Source organism: Paenibacillus sp. F024, assembly GCF_057814255.1.
In genome coordinates, this window is sequence record NZ_JBVASZ010000012.1 from 1 (window position 1) to 18965 (window position 18965).

Sequence of the window (18965 nt, forward strand, 5' to 3'; positions counted from 1 at the left end):
GGCGCCTTCCCTCCCGCAGGTTGTGTTGTTCTGCGTTCTCCGGTACTATTCGCCCCTCGGACTCCCTTCCTGCAGATGACTCACTTCGCTTATTAGCTTATAAAGCATCTTGCTACGAAAAAAAAAAACTTCTCGTGCAGGGGAGGGTCTCCCCAGTTCACTGCATCCTCTTTCATGCCATGCCGATCCCCATACGCCGGAGGATTCTTCACTGTCGCTCCAAGTTCATGACAGTTTCCATGGCCTTCGTCCACATTCGCGGGACTCGGCTTCCTCTTTTCCCTCTTGCGAGGCCTTTTTGACGACGCGGCAGGATTCACTTTATGTTACGGCCTGGTATGTCGCTCGCCCTGTCTCCGACAGGTACTTTCGTCGATACGCTTTTACGCACAGATTTCGCCATACGCAAGTATCCTAGCTACGCGGGGACTTGGCTCCTCCCGCGACCGGACTTTCACCGGCTAGAAGATGCGTGCTTAGCTGGGCACGCCAAATGAATAAAAAAAGATTCCTGTCGGTTAACCGACAGGAATCTTTTTTTGCATTAACTCACATGAATGAGATTCGGATGCTCATTTACAACCTTACCGATTCGCGCGGCATACTCGACTCCGGCTTCGCGCAGTCTTTGTACAGCCTGATCTGCCTGCTCTTCGGGTAAAGCCACAAGCAAGCCGCCGGATGTCACCGCGTCGCAAAGAATCAGCTGCGTGATTTCATCGACGGTCTCAGCATACTCTACATTCTCCTGCAGCCATCTGTGATTGGACTTGGAGCCGCCGGGAACGAAGCCGTCCTCGGCCAATTTCCGCGTGCCCTCCAAAACAGGAACAATACCGGATAGGATCTCCAATCCGACACCGGCTCCGACAGCCATTTCCTTGGCATGGCCCAGCAGCCCGAAGCCCGTAACATCCGTGCATGCATGAACGTTAAATTCGTGCAAAATCTCGGAAGCCGTCTTGTTCAACGTCGCCATCGTCTGCATGACACGATTCAATTGCTCGTCGGTCAGTGCATCCTTTTTGATCGCCGTCGTTTGAATACCGACACCGATCGGCTTGGTTAAGATCAAAGCGTCCCCGGGTTTTGCTCCGCTATTGGTCCATACCTTGTCAGGATGGATGGTGCCTGTTACCGCCATACCGAATTTCGGCTCTTGATCGTCAATGGAATGTCCTCCGACAAGAACGGCACCGGACTCCTGCACCTTCTCGCTTGCTCCGCGCAAAATATCCGCAAGAACGGACATATCCAGCTTCTTCACCGGAAAGCCCACGATATTCAATACGGTGAGCGGTTTGCCTCCCATCGCATACACATCGCTAAGCGCATTGGCAGCGGCAATCTGTCCGAACATTCTCGGATCATCCACGATCGGTGTAAAATAATCGACCGTTTGAATTAATGCCGTGTCTTCAGAAATCTTATAAACACCTGCATCATCCGAAGTATCGATTCCAACGAGCAGGTTAGGATCTGGAACATTTTTGGGTAAATGACGCAAAACTTGCGTCAGGTCCTCCGGACCGATCTTGCAGCCTCAGCCACCTTTGCTGGATAAGTGCGTCAATTTAATGATTTCGCCTTGTGCCATCGGACACCACCGCCCTTTCTTCCCCAAGTATAATACGTTAGAAGCATCGTAAACAATGTAAGCTTGTTTACATATAGAAATGTTATCACAAAATGAAAGCTCTGCAAAATCACCGCTGGCTCCCAAAGCCGCAGAAGCAGCTAAGAACAAGCTAAAAACCCGACAAATAGCTTGATTCTTTGGCCCAGTTCCGCTTTTCTTCCGTTCTTTGCGTGATCTTCAATTGATCAAGCAGTTCCAAAAACAAAATCAGATTCTTTCTCGACGCCTCGATCACGGCCTTCGCTTCTTGAACGCTGAAAGGCTGACCATCTGTCTCTTGATAGAGCTTTCGGAGTTTACTTGCAAAAACGTCGCCATGAATCAGATGCTTTTCGTCCAACGGATAAGCGAATTGATTTTGAAGCAGGAAATGCTTCACTTCCGTATACAATGGCTCTGGAATTTTTTCACCGGCCAGATAGTCATTCCAAGGAAGAACACCCAATTCATCTTGATACAACCGGACAAAAGCCCTGTCCAGCCGCTGCTTCCACGAGCTTGGAAAGTGAGGCGTAAATCCGGGGAGGAAAAGGTATTGTTTATTTTTGCCTAATGTTCCTTGCTTCAATTTCCTGTCGATCACCATTTCCGTCAGCTTGGCCGGTATCTTCTTATCCAGGGCTTGAATGCATTCGGCTTTATTCATTCCCGTTCGCATGGAATATGTCTCGTGATATTGCTGTAAAAGCTCAACAATCCGGCTTCCGACCTCCTCGCAGATGACGCTGGACGTAAACGAATCAGCAGCCATCTGAACGATCAGGCTTTCACTCAGCAAGCGGGCCAATAGTTCTTCGAGGGTTTCTACCGGCATCGAGGTCATTTTGAGCAGCTCGCTTCTTGCTGCCAATGGATGGGTATGAAATGCATCCAGCAGCCGCTGTTCCGGGCTTCCTTCTTTTTTTTGCTGCAGCTTCCAAATGGCCTTTTCCCCAAAACGGTACTTCTCGCCGAACGGATCAATGACCCATCCTCCGCCAATCGTTTCAACAGGTGTAGGCCGACGAATAACGTAACGATCGCCGCGCTTGACCGCTACCGGCTCGTCTAAACGAATCTGGCAGAGCACTTCTTCATTCTTTTTCAATTCTTTGCGGTCAAAGAAAATAATTTCCCCCATGACTTCAGCGGTACCGGAATGAAATCGGATCGGCGCACGCTGCTTTAGCGGAAACTGCAAATCGTGAACCGTTGTAAGCATAATATCCAGCGTGCTGCTCATCGAAAAATCGCCTGCTGCGACCAGGACATCTCCCCGCTTGACTTCTTCTCTTTGCAGACCGCTCAGATTAATCGCTACCCGCTGACCCGCGGTGGCCATGTCCTTATCCTGATGATGTACTTGTAATTTCCTTGCTTTTACATTCGTTTTGTACGGAAGAAGCGTCAACGCATCGCCTGTTTCCACGGTCCCTTCATAAATCGTGCCGCGGACAACCGTCCCTTGTCCCTGGACGGTAAAGACTTGATCAATCGGAAGACGAAAAGCCCCCGCTGCATTCCGCTCGGGAATCCTGCTCAAATTTTGTTTGATTGTAGAAATGAGCTTCGGGAAGCCGGTTTTGGATATGCTGTCCACAAATACGATGTCGGCTTTTTCAAATACCGTATCCTTTACGGCGGATTGAATATCTTCTTCGATGAATTCAATGAAGTCCGGCTCCACACGGTCCGCTTTCGTAACGGCAATAATGCCATACTGAATCCCTAAGAACGATAAGATCTCGATATGCTCTCTGGTTTGCGGCATGACGCCTTCATCGGCCGCAATAACCAAAATAACCAGATCAATCCCGGCAACGCCGGCGATCATCTGGCGAATAAACCTTTCGTGACCCGGCACATCAACAATCGAGGTCTGATATTCATCCAGCGGAAAAGGCGCATAGCCGAGCTCGATCGAAATTTGACGCTCCTTCTCTTCCTTTAAACGATCGGTATCCACATGGGTTAGAGCTTTGGTTAAGGTTGTCTTGCCATGATCGATATGTCCGGCCATACCGATCGTATAATAACGAGGCTTCATAAGCTCACCTTCTATTGCTGTATATTGTCAAGAATTCCCCATCCCGCAGTACGTAAACCGTTCCGCTGACGATTATTCTACCATGTTTTCCTTCCAAACGTGTCAAAGCCATTAAATCGCTGGAAATTGTATATGATTTGCAAGCAGAAGTGAAAAAACTTAAGCAGCTATCAGAAAGTGATGAGTAATGAGATTGATTTTTATACTAAATGGAAGTTCGTCCATTCCAATTCTTGCTTTCTGGAATAGATTGAGTTTGAAATGATTCTAGAAAGGGATGAACCATAGGATGCAAACCCCAAAAAATAGAATAGGGATTATAGGATTGGGATACGTCGGGCTTCCGCTTGCCATCATGTTGGCAGAGAAGGGCTTCAATGTTACAGGAATAGATTCCGATCTGCAAAAGCTTAATAAATTGGATCAAGGCATCAGTTATATCAAAGATATTGAGGATGACAGAATCCGGTCGGTTACTTCTTCCAATCACTTCAAAGCTAACGATGATTTCAATACATTGAAGCAGGTGGAATCCATCGTTATTTGTGTTCCGACACCGTTAACAGAACAAGGAATACCGGATCTTTCCTTTATTCAATGTGCAGGAAAGCAAATCAGCCAAATTCTGCAAAACCATCATTTGGTCGTATTGGAAAGCACCACCTATCCGGGAACCACCAGAGAAGTGCTCCTGCCTATTTTGGAACAAAGTGGTCTAAAGGTTGGAATTCATTTCAATTTAGCTTATTCCCCGGAACGAATTGATCCTGGGAATAAATCTTATTCCATTGATGAAATCCCAAAGTTATTAAGCGGTATAACCCAAGCCTGCCAAGAGAGAGCTTCAGAGCTCTACAGCAGGATCTATAAGCACGTTGTTCTTGTCTCCTCTACGGAAATGGCTGAAATGGCGAAAATATTAGAAAACAGTTACCGTTTTATCAATATATCCTTCATTAACGAAATGGCTATTTTATGCGATCATCTCCATCTGGACATTTGGGAGGCGATTCAGGCCGCTAATACGAAGCCTTATGGATTCCAAGCATTTTATCCAGGGCCTGGGATTGGTGGACATTGCATTCCCGTTGACCCGATGTATTTCCAATGGAAGGCAAAACAAAATCATAACATCAGCAAATTTATTGAACTCTCAGATGTAATGAATCTCAAGATCGTGAAGTATATCGTCAGCCGGACTGAACAGCTTCTCGTTAGCAAAAAGCCGTTAAAAGGAGCCAATATATTAATCTACGGTGTAACCTACAAAGGAGATATCGCCGACACTAGAGATTCTGCAGCCCTTACAGTCATTCGTGAATTGAAGCAAGCGGGTGCGAATGTTTCATATCATGATCCTTATATTCCTGCCATTACGATTGATCATGAACCGTTGCACAGTGTTCTATTAACAGATGCAGTGCTCGCAGAAAGCGACTGCCTGATCATTTTAACGAACCATTCCTCCTTACCGGTTCGACAAATTTTAGAGCATGCTTCGCTGGTTTTTGACACGCGTCATACCGTATACAGACATCAAGGCAAGGCAAAAGTATACTTTTTGGGAGGAGGAGAACCATGAGAATTGTTGTTACGGGAGGCGCTGGATTCATCGGCTCGCATTTGTCTGAAGCACTGCTACAAGCCGGACATGAAGTGGTTGTGCTTGATGACTTGTCCAACGGAAAAAAAACACACATTGCCGAACTTGAAAAGCATCCACGCTTTCGTTTTGTTCAGTGTACTATCCTGGACCGCCCTTTGCTCAAATCCTTACTGGAGCATTGCCAAGTAGTATACCATCTGGCGGCAGTGCTCGGAGTGAAAAATACCGTTGAAAATCCGCTTAAAGTCATTGAAGGCAATATTGACGGAACTAGAAACGTTTTGGAGCTGGCTTGGGAGAAGCATATTAAAGTCGTTTTCGCCTCCACATCAGAAATTTATGGTAAAAACACAACTCTCCCCTTTACTGAGGAATCCGACCGTGTCCTCGGGCCGCCTCAAATTCATCGGTGGTGCTATGCTACAGCTAAAGCGCTCGATGAGCATATGTGCTTTGCTTATGCCGACAAAGGCTTGCCGATCACTATCATACGTTTCTTTAATACTTACGGACCACGTCAAACCTCAACACAGTACGGAGGCGTTATACCAAAATTTATCTTGGCCGCCTTAAACAATAAAGACATCACGGTTTATGGAAACGGTGAGCAATCGCGTTGTTTTACTTATATTGATGATGCGATTAATGGAATCATTCCATGTATGGACCCGTCATTTGACAAGCATGTTTTCAATATAGGAACCACCTATCGTATAACGATTAATGATTTGGCATACAAAATAAAGGAATTGGCCGGCTCTTCATCTTCCATTGTTCATCTTCCCTATGAATTGGCCTATGGGTCTGGTTATGAGGATATGAAAAATCGGCTGCCCGATATCAGCAAGGCCGAATTGATGCTTGGCTACAGTCCGGAGGTTACTATCGAACAAGGTTTGTTAAAAACGATTACTTGGTACAAGAGTTCGAATCATCAGTAAAAGTGATCGATTCAGAAAGGGGGACATCATGAAAATATTATTGGCGTGTTACTTTTATCTTCCGTCTACAGCCGGGTTATGGCCTTATGTTAAGGAGCTTAAACAAGCCTTGGACCGCGAGGGACATGAAGTCGATATTTTTACCCATCATCCCGATGTTTTAAAATACTATATCATCAATAACGGAAATTATCTTATGAAATACAAAGTCAAATATCAGGTGCAAGAAATGTTCAATCCGCTGTATGATCATTACTTTCCGGGGCTGGACCCTCTTGTTAAAGATTATGAATACGAACGGATCAGCTTTGAACTAGCGGCAGTATGCTTCGACCTAGAAAAATACGATTTGATTCATACCCAGGACGTCATATCTACTCGGGCTATGTTACGCGTGAAACCGAAACAAACGCCACTCATCGCCACCATTCATGGAGCTTACGCCCATGAACAATTCCTGAAAGGTGAAATTAGAGAAAAAAATTCCATCCGTTGGCATTATGCCCGTTATCGTGATTATTGCGGATCCGTTTCCAGCGATTACATTATCGTTCCTTCAAACTGGCTTAAAAAAATGCTGGTCGAGGAGTACAATATGCCGATAGACATGATCGGGGTGGTCCCGTACGGAATTGACATTGAAGCATTTACAACAAGAATGAATCAAGATTCGTTACTTGGCCCGCCACCCAATAAAAAGATCATTGCCTGTGCAGCACGTCTTTCTGCAGAAAAAGGGCATAAATATTTGTTAGAAGCTTTGGCTCAATTGAAGCAGGAACGCAGCGATTGGGTATGCTGGTTAATCGGTGACGGTATGCTGCGCGAGGAATTGGAACAACAAACAAAAAAATTGAATCTTGAGCAGCATGTACTGTTTATGGGCAAACAAAATAACGTCCCCGCTTTGCTTGGGCTGGTTGATATTTGTGTCCTTCCGAGCATTCAAGACAATCTCCCTTTTGCCGTAATGGAAGCACAATTAGCCGGTAAGCCGGTCATTGTAACGGATGCAGGCGGATTACCGGAGATGGTGCGTCATCAAGTAACCGGATTAGTCGCCAAGGCAGGCAACAACGAATCGCTGTATCGAAATATTAAAGAAATGATGGAAAATGCGACCTTGAGGGATACGCTTAGTAAAAATGGCAGGGAATTCGGGTTAAACCAATGGCGGATTGAAAAGATGATTAACCGTTTATTCAATATTTATGAGAATATTTTACACTCAAAAAATAAAGGAACATTAAAAAATATTGGCATAAATGAAGGAACAACCTCACCGTTAATCAGCGAACAGCTTTATGAACTGTCTACCCCTTTTGATTCGCTTGATTATCGGAATATGCTGCAAAAGTTATTTCCCAAATTACCGGAGGATTATTCCCTGTTTGACCAAAACTTTATACAGATGCTGAAAACATATAGTAATTACCCTTCCTAACAAAATGGTCTTCAAATTATACGGTAGCGGCGGCGATTGATTACAGACAACCGGCGGCTGCTGTACGATGAAGTATCCATTCCCGGATGTCATTCCTTTATACTTTACAATGGAAAAAGACGCTGCCTTATACGAAACCATTATGAACAGACTGCCATTGGGAGAGCCTGTATTTTTTATGGTCACTTTAGGAAAAGCTTCCACCCAATTTATGCCTATTGTATTGGGAATATTGAAAATTGACAGAGCCAGGAAATCAATGTATGATATTTTTAGCACCTAGTACTAATATCAGGTCATAAAAAATTTTTCACAGTGCATAAAATAAATTGAGGTGAAACCGCCATGAATCAATTCGTTTCAAAAATTACGTCCATCGGCAGCTACACGCCCGAACACCGGCTTACCAACGCAGACCTTGAACGGATAGTGGAAACCAACGACGAATGGATTGTTCAGCGTACCGGCATCCGCGAAAGGCGGATCAGTGCTCCGGAAGAGTATACCAGCCATCTCTGTATCAAAGCGGTTCAGGATCTCGTCAAACGATACGATACCTCATTGGATGACGTAGATCTGCTTATCGTCAGCACCAGCACCCCCGACTTCGCTTTTCCTTCTACCGCCAGCTTAGTTCAAGCGCACTTTGGCATCCCAAAGACGCTTACGCTTGATCTGAGCGCCGCTTGCGCCGGTTTTGTACACGGTCTGCATGTGGCGGGCGGCATGCTTGCTTCCGGGCTGCACCGTAAGGCGCTGGTCATCGGTGCCGACGCCTTATCCAAAATTACCGACTACACGGACCGTACCACGTGCATTTTGTTCGGCGACGCGGCGGGGGCCGTGCTGCTGGAACGCGATGCCGGGGGAGAGGATGCCATGTTCCTCGCCTCCACCTTCGGTTCAGACGGCACCGGGGGCCCGCACTTGTACCGCGCTTTAACAGCATCCTCCTTGAATGCTGCACCCGTAAACGGCAGCGGCAAGCTCGTGCAAAACGGCCGCGAAGTATACAGATTCGCGGTTCAGACCGTTCCCAAAGGGGTATTCGAGCTGCTTGAGAAAGCCGGTCTCTCCACGAGCGATGTGGACTGGTTTGTACCCCACAGCGCGAATCTGCGCATCATCGAATCCGTGTGCGCAAGGACATGAATACCGCTGGAAAAAACACTGCATACAATCGAGCATTTCGGCAACACATCGGCAGCCACCATTCCCCTTGCTCTGGACCAAGGGGTCAAAACGGGCTTGCTGAAAGAAGGCGATACGGTGCTGATGTACGGCTTTGGGGGCGGGTTTGTCCACGGAGGGCTGCTGTTAAAGTGGAAGAATTTAAAATGCAAACCATAGTGGCTTAGCGATTGGATTGAGGAAGCGTCCCAAAGCTGATTAGGATCCTGCTCATCAGGAGCCTTTCGTACGCTAATGGGTGAATGCCATGGTTCGTGTAAGGCTTCTCTGCGTTCACTATAAACCTCCGGCAGCCTCTAAGAAGGCTGCGCAATAAGACCGGCAAGCGAGCCTTCGGCATGTCTTGTCGGTCTTAGCTGTAAAAGCCAAACGGTCATCTGCCGGCTTTCTGTTTCCTCGCATCGCTCCCTTTGCCCCTCCTCGACCTTTTTCGCATCCTTCCGGAAGCGTGGATTTTTTCGTGAAGCAGAGGCTGCGTTCCCTTCCTTCCGCCGCTAGGCATTTTTCTTTTCATGTATCCTTTACTTTCCTTTACATCCGCTTTACGCTTATTTTTGGCAGCAGGCTTTGTTAGGCGTTTCCTTCTCCGCTCATTCTTGAAGCGCTCCTTTCCCTTCATGCGCCGGTTCTCCGCCGTGGCCGTCTGTTCCGGTGCGTCCTGCGCCACAGGAGAAGACAGCATATCCTCCTGCCGGCTTGCCCCGGCCATTAACCACTGATGCATTCGGATCAGCTCCATCCCCTTCACCGGGTGAACCCAGTAATAATATGGGTGATGCATGGCCTGATAAGCCTCCTGACGACTGATGCCCGGCCATTGAAAGCGTGCAACCCGGTGCCATGTCTCATCCCGCGGATATTCCCGAATCCTCCCCCCGCAGGCGAGTGCCAGCGTAACGAAAAACATTTCTTCGAGCGCAAACACTCGGGTTGCCGCAAACCTTCGTTCCATCTCCGCATGGTCGACAGAGGCAAGCATATGCTTTACGAGCTGATGCCGGTAAACCTGAGTAGGATTCAAAAACCGAATAAAATGATCGGTTTGGAAAATCGGCTTCCACAAATGCCACTCGTCCCACATGGTTTGTACGCAGGACAAGTCCGAATCCTTTCGGCTGCAGCTGGTCACCATATCCCAGCCCATGCAGTCATAATCCCGCATGGTCTCATCCAAAAAAGCATGGAATCCGTGCTTCAAAAACAGTACGTCATGGTCCAGATTAATCAGGTAATCATACTTTACGTTCGTCTCCTCAAGCCATTTCATCATATCCCACATATAACGTGTCAAATTACCGTGCTTCAGGGGACGGCTGTACGGGCAGATCGGTATATTGAATTTCCGGGCAAAATCAGGATCGTTGCCTCCATTGTAGAGAACAATCCGCGCATCGGGATTGAAATGACGAATATTATCCAGCTGGGCGGCCAGAGCATGCTCATCTTGATGCGCTAGCAGCGCAAATATCATCGGGTCCCACCTCTTATTGCACCCTTGTCATAGCTCCAGGTAATTCTCGCACAATCGCTCCACCCCATGCGCTTGAGCTCCCTTAAGTAAGAATAATACAGGATTCGTATGGCTTTATTTTTGGTACGCAGTTCCATCCTGAGCGTTTTGGCCAGCTTACCGGTCAGGTTCGAAAAGTGAAAGAAACGCATAGGCATCCCTTTTACCGTATACTCTCCTCCCGGAGTGAGACCGATCGAATCCCCTCTCTCAGACCAATTCCAGAAGGCGACATTGTACCCGGGGTGGTGCAGGATATGAACCCGAAAGTAGGCAGGGGCCAAGTTCAACCAATTCTGCTCATAAAAAAGTCCGAGAGAATAGCAGCGGTCAAAGCAATAGCGGTCCACCCTGCTGATCCACCATTCCAGAAATCGATCCGTTTCCTTTGCCCTGCTTAACGCGATAAATCCGATATTGAATATCCCGTGAAACAGATAGACGGCCTTCTGATCCGCCAATTCGTGCGGCGTCAGGACAATGGGGTATGCCTTCCATGCCTCGTGGACCTCGTCAAACGGACTCAGCACCTGAATGTCGGTATCCAGCATCATCAGCTGATGTTCATCAGGATAGCTTCGAAATAGAAATTGAATAAAATGTCCCTTGAGTACAAAGGCTGTCTCATGAATACTCCTCTCCCGGAGCAATTCTTTGAAATGAACGATCTCCAAGTCCTTGGCCAGTACCACACGGTCAAAATAAGGCGAATTCCGCGCGGCTGGATGTACCTCCCTCTCTACCAGACATACGATTACCTTGGCCGTCGGATAATGCTTCTTCGCAGACCTGGCCATGACTTTGGCCCTGTACAGATGGCTCGCCGTTGTCATCGTACATATGATCATTCCGCTTCTCTCCTTAAGCCGCTTTCGATTTTAACCGGTCCGTCTTGTTTTTTTCCTTCCTCTCTAGACGATTTTCCTCTGGCCGGCTGTTTTTTTCTTCCTTACCGTTCCTTGTCTCGTTTTCTTTAGCCCCTTGGGTTTTGAATTGCTTTTTCCGGATGCAGCCCGAGTCATCCTACGGTTTTTCCCCCTTGCTCCCGTACGCTTTCCCCTCCCCGGTTCCGGCTTCACTTTCTCACGCAGCTTTGCCATCGGATCCCAGATTTTGATCCCGTCATAATGCTTGATCTCATCTGGCTTAGGGGCTGTAATGCCATAGTCCTCCAGCATTTTCGTTTCGTTGTTCTCCAGGATATTAATGTTAAGCTCCGATCGAATATTGCTGTATAAATCTCCCTGCCCCGGAGGCCTTGTATGCTCCACCGGCGTTTCATCCAAGATCGCCATTTTCTTACGGGGATAGTTCAGCAGCTTAGCCCAGACATGCTCCAGCCCCCATCCGGTCAAATTATTTCGAAACGTCGGCCAACAAATGCGCAGGGCCTCACTTGAAAAGATGGGCACCATGACCTCGACGAAATTTGTATATCTTAATTTATAATCAATGTGGCGGACCGTCACTTGAAAAAAAGCGTTTTTCGTCAGGGCCGGCTGCGCCAGCATGAGCTCTTGCTCGTGGAACAGCTGGAACATCCGTCCGATATTTTGAGCATCGGTGCTGATGTCATCGTCCGGAAACCATATTGCATCGTATTCCAAAATACGATCCCCCATCGTTTCCATCAGCTCGTAAAGCTTAGGCCACTTGGTTCCTTTGCTTTCAAAGTAATACTCTGCGTCTTGGGCATATCGATCCTTCTTGTCACCGTAGTAGCTGAGACACAGGTCGAAATTTTTGTATTCCGCCGGCTGCAGCCACTCATGGTGGAGTGAACGATCTCCGACTCTGGCGACAACCAGGTTGCGCTTTCCCTTCATGAGTGCTCCCTCCTCTTTATTAGTTTTTTAAGCGGACAGCTATCTTATTTTCCTTTTGACTCTTGTTTCATTTCTTCAGCCTTTCTTTACCCTTTTCATCGGCTTGATCCCTTTTGTTCTCCCCGTCTTCCCGGCTTTTCTTCTTAAGCGCTCATAAATGTCCAAATACCCCTCCGTCATCATCTTGTTTGTAAAGTGTCTTTCCACATACTCACGCAGTTCACGGGGAGCCGGAAACGGTTCGTGAAGCACTTTCTGAACCATCTCATCGACCGTCGTGCAGATAAGATTTGGGAAACCGCCCATAATTTCCGGTACGGACCCGTTGGCGAGTGCAACCACCGGAGTACCGCAAGCCATCGCCTCAACCATAACAAGACCGAAGGGCTCCTCCCACAAGGTAGGGAACAGGACACATCTGGCATGCTTAAGAAGCTCTTGTTTTTGCTTGCCGCCTGCCGAACCGACATATTCGATTTGGGGATTGCCTGCAATCCTTGGTTTTATTTCGTGTTCATATAGCTGCATGTTTTTCAACGGTCCGGCGATGATCAATTTTTGTCCCGTTCTCTCGGCAACCTCTATCGCCTGCAGAATTCCTTTTTCTCTAATAATTCTTCCCATAAAGAGCAGGTAATCCCGCTTCTCCTCACTGAATTCATATTGCTCCGGATCGATCCCGTTATAGACGTGGAAGCCTCTATTTTTTCCTATCACTTCCAGCGCCCTCTTGCTGACATAAACGGAATGGGGGACCCCGTAATTCCGTGTAATATGTTGGGTGCACAGCGCAGGAACCTTCCATTTGCGCCGGGCGACAGCCGAGTTAAATGTATGATCATGGATGATATCCACTTGCGTGGGGAGCGTGCTCTGTACGTATTTTCCGATATGCTTTGAACGAATATGGGATGGATAGGCCATTAGCTTCGCACTGCTGGTGCTTCCTTGAGCGGCATACAGATACACCTGATGGCCTCGCTTTACCAGCTCTTCTGTTAATTCGTAGACCATCTTTTCCGTACCTCCTTGATCGACGGGGGGTAACGGATAGGCATCCGGGATATTGGAGACCACTTGAACAATTCGTAAGGGCGGATTAGATCTGAAGGTCCGGTTGGAATATTGGTAGGGGGTTGGATATTTCAGTGCGAGCTCCGGCTTTTCCCTGAAAAAGGAGCGGGCATTTTGAGACACCTTCTTACCGTTCGTATAGTAATCATAACTCCAATGAATGCGGCTTGCGTCCGTTTGCCCCATTCGTTTAAGCTCTCTACAATGGGAGTGCAGCAACCGGTACAACGCTTCTTTTTTATTAAGGAGAACCCTTTTCATAGAGCTCACCAATACTCCGGTCATGTTGGAGAAATGGAACAGCCGGAGGGGCTGCCCAAGAACCGTATATTGCCCGTCCGGACTGACTGCGATGGATGTCGCGCTTTCCTGGCCATTCCAAAACGCCGTATGATATCCGGGATGGCGCAGGATGTACGCATCGAACAAAACGGGGACCAAATCCATCCAGCTTTGTTCATTAAAAAGTCCTATTTTTTGATAGTCATCATAACCATACCGGTCCAACCGGCTAATCCACCAATCCAGAAAACGTCCGGTATCTCCCGTTCGGCTTAACGCAATAAAGCCGATGTTAAACATACCGTGAACATCATAACTCTCCCCTTCATCCCTGGCCGCGTACGGTGTCAATACCATGGAATGATCACGCAAGGCTTCTCTCACTTCATCTAAAGGACTCAAAATTTGTGTTTTTGAATCAATAAACACGATTTCATTCTCCTTCGGATAAGTCCGGAACACATACTTTAGAAAGTGGCCTTTAAGCGCAAGGGAGGCTTCATGAGCATTTCGTTTAAATAAGTAAGCTTCAAAGCTCGGAATGCCGAGATCTTTTGCGAGCACTACGCTGTCGAACCATGAGAAGCTTCTTTCTGCAGGATGCCTGGTCTTTTCGATCAGGCAAACCACTACCTTGGCGTCGGGATGATGCTTTTTGGCGGAATTAGCCATTACCTTTGCACGGAATAATTGACCGGCTGTAGTCAGAGTACAAATGATCATGAACCTGCTCTCCTTATGTCCAAGATGAATTAGTGCGCCCCAGCTCTACTCTATACGTTTGAAGCAGCTTGTAAACCGGCTGTCCAAGGTTAGGAATAAAAGCCTCCAGGCGCTGGTCAAGGAGCCCGTCAGGATTCGTAAAGTGAAAGGAACGAAGCGGCTTGCCATGAACCAAGTATTGACCTTCTGGTGACAAAGACACCGTCCTGCCGCTTTCGTGCACATTCCAGGCAGCGACGTGATAGGCAGAGTCCTTCAGCAGATAGATTTGAAAGGGCACCAAGCCCAAGCTTAGCCATTTATGATCCGCCCTACCGTCTTTGGAGGCGCCGTAATAGCTTTCATCGATATGCCGCGACCACCACTGCGTGAACGCTCTACCGGTTTCCGAGTTTCGAAGCGCAAGGAAACCTGCATGAAGAAAACCGTTCTGCAGCCGTTCGATTTCCCAAGTATAATCCTCCACATCCCAAGGCTCCAAATGATAGGGAACTGCGATAATATCGTGCCGTTCCAGCAAATGTTCTATCTCGTCAAATGAAGCGAATAGCTTGATTTCCGGATCCAGGTAGATGATCTTCTCGTCCGGGAAGGAGGCCTGCATATGCCTCAGCAGGTATGCTTTGGCGGCGCAGCAGCTTTCTGCCGAATCAAAAGGGAACCCGTTATTGGTCACGGTCACCACTTCATCGAATAAAGAAACTTGATCTGCAGGCGCATGATGGTCTGCCAGACAGAGTACGATCCGGGCAAGGGGATGAAATTTTTTAATCGATTTCGCCAGGACAACGGCAGCCATCCGTTGTTCCTTTCGGGCAAGCGTACAGAATATCATAAACGGCTCACTCCTTCCCATACATCAGTCTTCTTTGGATTCAAACCGGCCACAGCCAAGACCTCCGGTGAATTTCTTATCCCCTTCTTGTCATCCTCTGCCTCACGGCAGATCTTTTAGCCGGCATTCGAATAAAGTCAAGGCTTGCGCTACTACTTGGTCCATATTATAGTACTTGTAAGTTCCGAGGCGTCCTACAAACCAGACGTTCTCCAGCTGTTCCGCTTCCTGCTTATACATTTGGTAGATCCAGGTGTTTTCTTCTCTTGGAATCGGATAATACGGGTCTCCTTCTGCCGAGGGATATTCGTACAAAATCGTCGTTTTAGGGTGCTGCTGCCCTGTCATATGCTTGAACTCGGTAATTCTCGTAAAATCATAGGCCGCAGGATAATTCACAACGCCCACTTCCTGAAAAAACGGTTTATCCCATGTTTCAAGCTTAAATTGCAGTGAACGGTATGGCAGCTTGCCGAACTTGTAATCGAAAAACGCATCGATCGGTCCCGAATAAATTAAATACCGGTAAGGAATAAGGCTTTGAATCTGTTTGAAATCCGTTTGCAGCATGAGCGATATATTCGGGTGATCGATCATTCTTTGGAACATGCGTGTATATCCGTGCTTCGGCATCACCTGATATTTATCGGTGAAATACCGGGGGTCCCTGTTTGTTCGCACCGGTATTCTTGCACAAACCGAGGGATCCAGCTCCGAAGGCCACACATCCCACTGTTTTTTCGTAAAGTGTTTAAAAAATTTATCATACAGCTCGATTCCCACTTTACTGAGGATGATTTCTTCTGAATTGACAATGGGATTCACCGGCTGCCGAACCGAATCGAAAAACGCTTCGAGCTCTTTCTCGGAGTACCTGAGCCCATACAGCTCGTTGATCGTATCCAAGTTAATCGGTATCGGCACTTTTCGTCCGTCAACATGGGTTAACACACGATGTTCGTATAAATTCCATTCCGTAAACCGGGATAAATAATCAAAGACCTTTTTACTGTTGGTATGAAAGATGTGCGGCCCATAAGGCTGGATCAGGATGCCCGCTTCATCATAGCAGTCATACGCATTGCCGCCGATGTGATTTCTTGAATCGACGATCAATATCCGTTTATTAAGCCGGACTGCCAGCTCACGAGCCAACACACAACCGGAAAATCCCGCGCCCACGACCAAAAAATCAATCGTCATCGATGATCTCCTGCCTTGCTTCCCGCTGATTCAAAAGCGATTGCAATGCTTCGAACAGATGAGGCTTTATATCTTCTCTCTGTGCGGCAATCGCGAGCATCGTACGGACATATCCGGCCTGATCTCCTACATCATGCCATACCCCGTCGATCTCACACGCATAGACGGCTTCCAGCTCATTCAATTTCGAGATGGCGTCGGTCAATTGAATTTCTTGACCGAACCCCGCTTCCTGATATTCAAGGATATCAAAGATCGTGGGGGTCAAAATATATCGTCCGATCATCGCCAGATTCGAGGGAGCATCCTCGGGCTTCGGCTTTTCTACAAGTCCGGAAATCGCATAGAAGTGATCATGCAGGGGCTGAGCGTCGATGATCCCGTAATTGGACACTTTATTTTCATGAACAGGCTGCACGCCGATCACCGACGTTTTGTAGCGGTCAAAGTATTCCATCATCTGCTTTAAACAAGGGCGGCTCCCCTGTACGAATGTATCGCCGAGAAGCACGGCAAACGGTTCGTTCTTGATAAATTTTCTGGCGCACCAAATCGCGTGCCCCAAGCCCATCGGCTCTTTTTGACGAATATAGTGGATATCAATCATTCGGGAAGGCTCCTGCACTTTCTGGTGCAGCTCCACCTTCCCTTTTTGCAGCAGGTGATACTCAAGCTCGAACGCGGCATCAAAATGATCCTCAATCGACCGCTTCCCCTTGCCCGTTACAATGATAATATCTTCAATTCCGGAAGCTACAGCCTCCTCCACAATAAATTGAATCGTCGGCTTATCGATGATCGGCAGCATTTCTTTCGGCATGGCTTTGGTTGCGGGAAGAAAGCGGGTGCCCAAGCCGGCTGCCGGAATAATTGCTTTACGAACCTTCATTAAAAGCACCTTCCTTTACCCCAAGTGGAAATGGACAAATTCATTATGCACAAAAGCACTACTCTTAAAAGGATATGCGCCTTGAGGGTTATGGACATAGACCAATAACCTCTCCTCCATAAAATTGGCTTTTGACCCGTACAGGCAAATATCCCGTTGAATGCCTACGTCACGTGTCCATACCCCCTATTTCCCCACTACATATACTATAAGGTCAAGGAAGGTCCGATGCTTAGGACAAAGGAGTGAGTACGATGCTACCTCCCTACGTGGGCATCCTTATCAACGATCAGCTGCACCGCAGAATACCTTCAGGAAAAACAATGCATGAGAGGATTGATTTTTACGTAGAGGCAGGCAAGAGATTCGGCTTGACGCCATGCTTTTTTCGTCTTCTCGATGTGAAGACCGGAAAGGCTTATGTAAAAGGATATGTCCCGTCAGCCGACGGCAGATTTCATTTGACCGCCGTTCCTTTACCGAAGGTCATTCATAACCGTGCCCTCTATCCAGGTATGCGGGAAATGCGCAAGCTTCAATCGTTGTCCGAGGAAGGAAGGCTGGTGTTTAACCGTTGGAACCGTTACGGCAAGCTAACCATCCACAATCTGCTGACCGGAAACCCCGCCTTCATCCCCCATTTGCCGAGAACTTGCCTGGCCACCACCGCCAGTGTCAAAGAAATGATGAAACAGTTCGATTCAATCATCATTAAACCCAATAAAAGCAGCGTAGGACGAGGGGTCATGAAGCTGGAACGCACCCCGTCCGGCTGGATCTTGAACTGCCCGGCCTCACTCAGCGAACGCAACAAAACATGGCGAACGGTAAAATTTCGGGGGACCTGTCTCCCCCCGATTCTGAAGCGCAGATTAATAAAGGGAAAATATATCGTTCAGCAATGCCTGCCTCTGGCAACCTATAAGAAATGTCCTTTTGATATTCGGGTATCCGTACAGCGGGGATTTACGGGAGAGTGGCAGATTACGGGATATGTGGCCAAGGTTGCTTCCAAAAGCCGTTTTTTGACGAATTTAGCCCAAGGGGGAAAAGTTTACCGGCTGGAGGACATTTTGCAGGAGGAGTATCCCCATCTGCATCCAAAGAAAGTGATCCAAGATATATCTGATCTGGCATTAAGAATAGCTTATCATCTGGGACAGCATTTGCCTGACTTGGCCGACCTTGGAATGGATATCGGCTTGACGGTTGACGGTTTCCCCCTGTTTATTGAATGCAATGGAAAAGACCAGCGATACAGCTTTCGGGAAGCCGGTATGCTGGATGTATGGAAGGCCGCCTACGAAAATCCGATGGCTTATGCCAAGCACCTGCTAACCCACTGCATCGAGTCCCCGACATGCCAAACAAACACATGATGCAAAAGCCTCAAACGATGATTCGTCCTTTTCTTTTCCACCCCCGGGCAGCTTTAATTGCGAGGAATGGTTGGGAGCCAGCTTCCTTTTCCTACTCTCTGTCCCGCATCCATCCAGCTGCCCTTCCCTTACACTCTTTTCCCACAAAAAAAGAACGCCGATTACTCAGCGTCCGAAAATCCGTGACCGGCCATCCACTCGTAAAGCTCTGTCAGCATTTGGTGATAGCCCGGTACGGCGTAACCCCAGACCCACACGGGTGCATTCGAGCGTCCGATCAAGCACAATCGTATCATCCGGCCGGATTACAACGTCATCCTTATGAAAGCATTACCCTTGTACCAATTATGGACATATACCTCTTTACACCAATATTTCTCTATGGACAAGCATTACA

General features: G+C 47.6%; 14 protein-coding genes and 1 pseudogene. 5 read left to right on the plus strand and 10 right to left on the minus strand.

Annotated elements, in window-relative coordinates; genetic code table 11:
- Positions 1–544: 544 nt before the first annotated feature.
- Positions 545–1597, minus strand: a complete 1053-nt coding sequence (gene selD / locus ACZYR9_RS13815; protein ID WP_488979084.1) for a selenide, water dikinase SelD — start codon at positions 1595–1597, stop codon at positions 545–547.
- A 151-nt stretch (positions 1598–1748) separates the two neighbouring features.
- A complete protein-coding gene (gene selB / locus ACZYR9_RS13820; protein WP_488979085.1) occupies positions 1749–3665 on the minus strand; it encodes a selenocysteine-specific translation elongation factor in 1917 nt (638 codons plus the stop codon).
- 289 nt (positions 3666–3954) lie between these two features.
- On the opposite strand from selB, the gene ACZYR9_RS13825 reads away from it, so the two are divergent.
- The 4 genes and pseudogenes from ACZYR9_RS13825 (at position 3955) to ACZYR9_RS13840 (ending at position 9006) form a co-directional block, all read left to right on the plus strand.
- The gene (locus ACZYR9_RS13825; protein ID WP_488979086.1) at positions 3955–5247 is read left to right on the plus strand and encodes a nucleotide sugar dehydrogenase; all 1293 of its coding nucleotides are present in this window, start codon (positions 3955–3957) and stop codon (positions 5245–5247) included.
- A complete protein-coding gene (locus ACZYR9_RS13830) occupies positions 5244–6212 on the plus strand; it encodes an SDR family NAD(P)-dependent oxidoreductase (protein WP_488979087.1) in 969 nt (322 codons plus the stop codon). Before ACZYR9_RS13825 ends, ACZYR9_RS13830 begins: the two co-directional genes overlap by 4 nt.
- Positions 6213–6240: 28 nt before the next feature.
- A complete protein-coding gene (locus tag ACZYR9_RS13835) occupies positions 6241–7656 on the plus strand; it encodes a glycosyltransferase family 4 protein (RefSeq protein ID WP_488979088.1) in 1416 nt (471 codons plus the stop codon).
- Between the two features lie 345 nt (positions 7657–8001).
- Positions 8002–9006: pseudogene (locus ACZYR9_RS13840) on the plus strand (ketoacyl-ACP synthase III).
- Between the two features lie 214 nt (positions 9007–9220).
- Here the strand turns inward: ACZYR9_RS13840 and ACZYR9_RS13845 are convergent.
- The 7 genes from ACZYR9_RS13845 to galU form a co-directional block, all read right to left on the minus strand.
- A complete protein-coding gene (locus tag ACZYR9_RS13845) occupies positions 9221–10318 on the minus strand; it encodes a hypothetical protein (protein ID WP_488979089.1) in 1098 nt (365 codons plus the stop codon).
- Positions 10315–11205: a glycosyltransferase gene (locus ACZYR9_RS13850; protein WP_488979090.1), complete on the minus strand. Its 891-nt coding sequence runs from the start codon at positions 11203–11205 to the stop codon at positions 10315–10317. The genes ACZYR9_RS13845 and ACZYR9_RS13850 overlap by 4 nt, the downstream gene beginning before the upstream one ends.
- Positions 11206–11268: 63 nt before the next feature.
- On the minus strand, positions 11269–12183 hold the full coding sequence (locus ACZYR9_RS13855) for a DUF707 domain-containing protein (RefSeq protein WP_488979091.1): 915 nt from the start codon (positions 12181–12183) through the stop codon (positions 11269–11271).
- A 75-nt stretch (positions 12184–12258) separates the two neighbouring features.
- Positions 12259–14262, minus strand: a complete 2004-nt coding sequence (locus ACZYR9_RS13860) for a glycosyltransferase (protein ID WP_488979092.1) — start codon at positions 14260–14262, stop codon at positions 12259–12261.
- Positions 14263–14275: 13 nt separating this feature from the next.
- The gene (locus ACZYR9_RS13865) at positions 14276–15097 is read right to left on the minus strand and encodes a hypothetical protein (RefSeq protein WP_488979093.1); all 822 of its coding nucleotides are present in this window, start codon (positions 15095–15097) and stop codon (positions 14276–14278) included.
- Between the two features lie 102 nt (positions 15098–15199).
- Entirely contained in the window at positions 15200–16300 is a 1101-nt protein-coding gene (glf, locus tag ACZYR9_RS13870; RefSeq protein WP_488979094.1) for a UDP-galactopyranose mutase, read from the minus strand.
- Positions 16290–17189, minus strand: a complete 900-nt coding sequence (gene galU / locus ACZYR9_RS13875; protein WP_488979095.1) for a UTP--glucose-1-phosphate uridylyltransferase GalU — start codon at positions 17187–17189, stop codon at positions 16290–16292. Before galU ends, glf begins: the two co-directional genes overlap by 11 nt.
- A 254-nt stretch (positions 17190–17443) precedes the next feature.
- Between galU and ACZYR9_RS13880 the strand changes: the two genes are divergently transcribed.
- A complete protein-coding gene (locus ACZYR9_RS13880; RefSeq protein WP_488979096.1) occupies positions 17444–18568 on the plus strand; it encodes a YheC/YheD family endospore coat-associated protein in 1125 nt (374 codons plus the stop codon).
- Positions 18569–18729: 161 nt separating this feature from the next.
- Here ACZYR9_RS13880 and ACZYR9_RS13885 read toward each other — a convergent pair whose 3' ends face one another.
- A complete protein-coding gene (locus tag ACZYR9_RS13885) occupies positions 18730–18855 on the minus strand; it encodes a hypothetical protein (RefSeq protein ID WP_488979097.1) in 126 nt (41 codons plus the stop codon).
- Positions 18856–18965 lie beyond the last annotated feature (110 nt).

Coding starts and splice junctions, on each gene's coding strand:
- selB (WP_488979085.1), bottom strand. CDS start 3,665: ATGAAGCCTCGTTATTATACGATCGGTATGGCCGGACATATCGATCAT.
- ACZYR9_RS13825 (WP_488979086.1), top strand. CDS start 3,955: ATGCAAACCCCAAAAAATAGAATAGGGATTATAGGATTGGGATACGTC.
- ACZYR9_RS13830 (WP_488979087.1), top strand. CDS start 5,244: ATGAGAATTGTTGTTACGGGAGGCGCTGGATTCATCGGCTCGCATTTG.
- ACZYR9_RS13835 (WP_488979088.1), top strand. CDS start 6,241: ATGAAAATATTATTGGCGTGTTACTTTTATCTTCCGTCTACAGCCGGG.
- ACZYR9_RS13845 (WP_488979089.1), bottom strand. CDS start 10,318: ATGATATTTGCGCTGCTAGCGCATCAAGATGAGCATGCTCTGGCCGCC.
- ACZYR9_RS13850 (WP_488979090.1), bottom strand. CDS start 11,205: ATGATCATATGTACGATGACAACGGCGAGCCATCTGTACAGGGCCAAA.
- ACZYR9_RS13855 (WP_488979091.1), bottom strand. CDS start 12,183: ATGAAGGGAAAGCGCAACCTGGTTGTCGCCAGAGTCGGAGATCGTTCA.
- ACZYR9_RS13860 (WP_488979092.1), bottom strand. CDS start 14,262: ATGATCATTTGTACTCTGACTACAGCCGGTCAATTATTCCGTGCAAAG.
- ACZYR9_RS13865 (WP_488979093.1), bottom strand. CDS start 15,097: ATGATATTCTGTACGCTTGCCCGAAAGGAACAACGGATGGCTGCCGTT.
- glf (WP_488979094.1), bottom strand. CDS start 16,300: ATGACGATTGATTTTTTGGTCGTGGGCGCGGGATTTTCCGGTTGTGTG.
- galU (WP_488979095.1), bottom strand. CDS start 17,189: ATGAAGGTTCGTAAAGCAATTATTCCGGCAGCCGGCTTGGGCACCCGC.
- ACZYR9_RS13880 (WP_488979096.1), top strand. CDS start 17,444: ATGCTACCTCCCTACGTGGGCATCCTTATCAACGATCAGCTGCACCGC.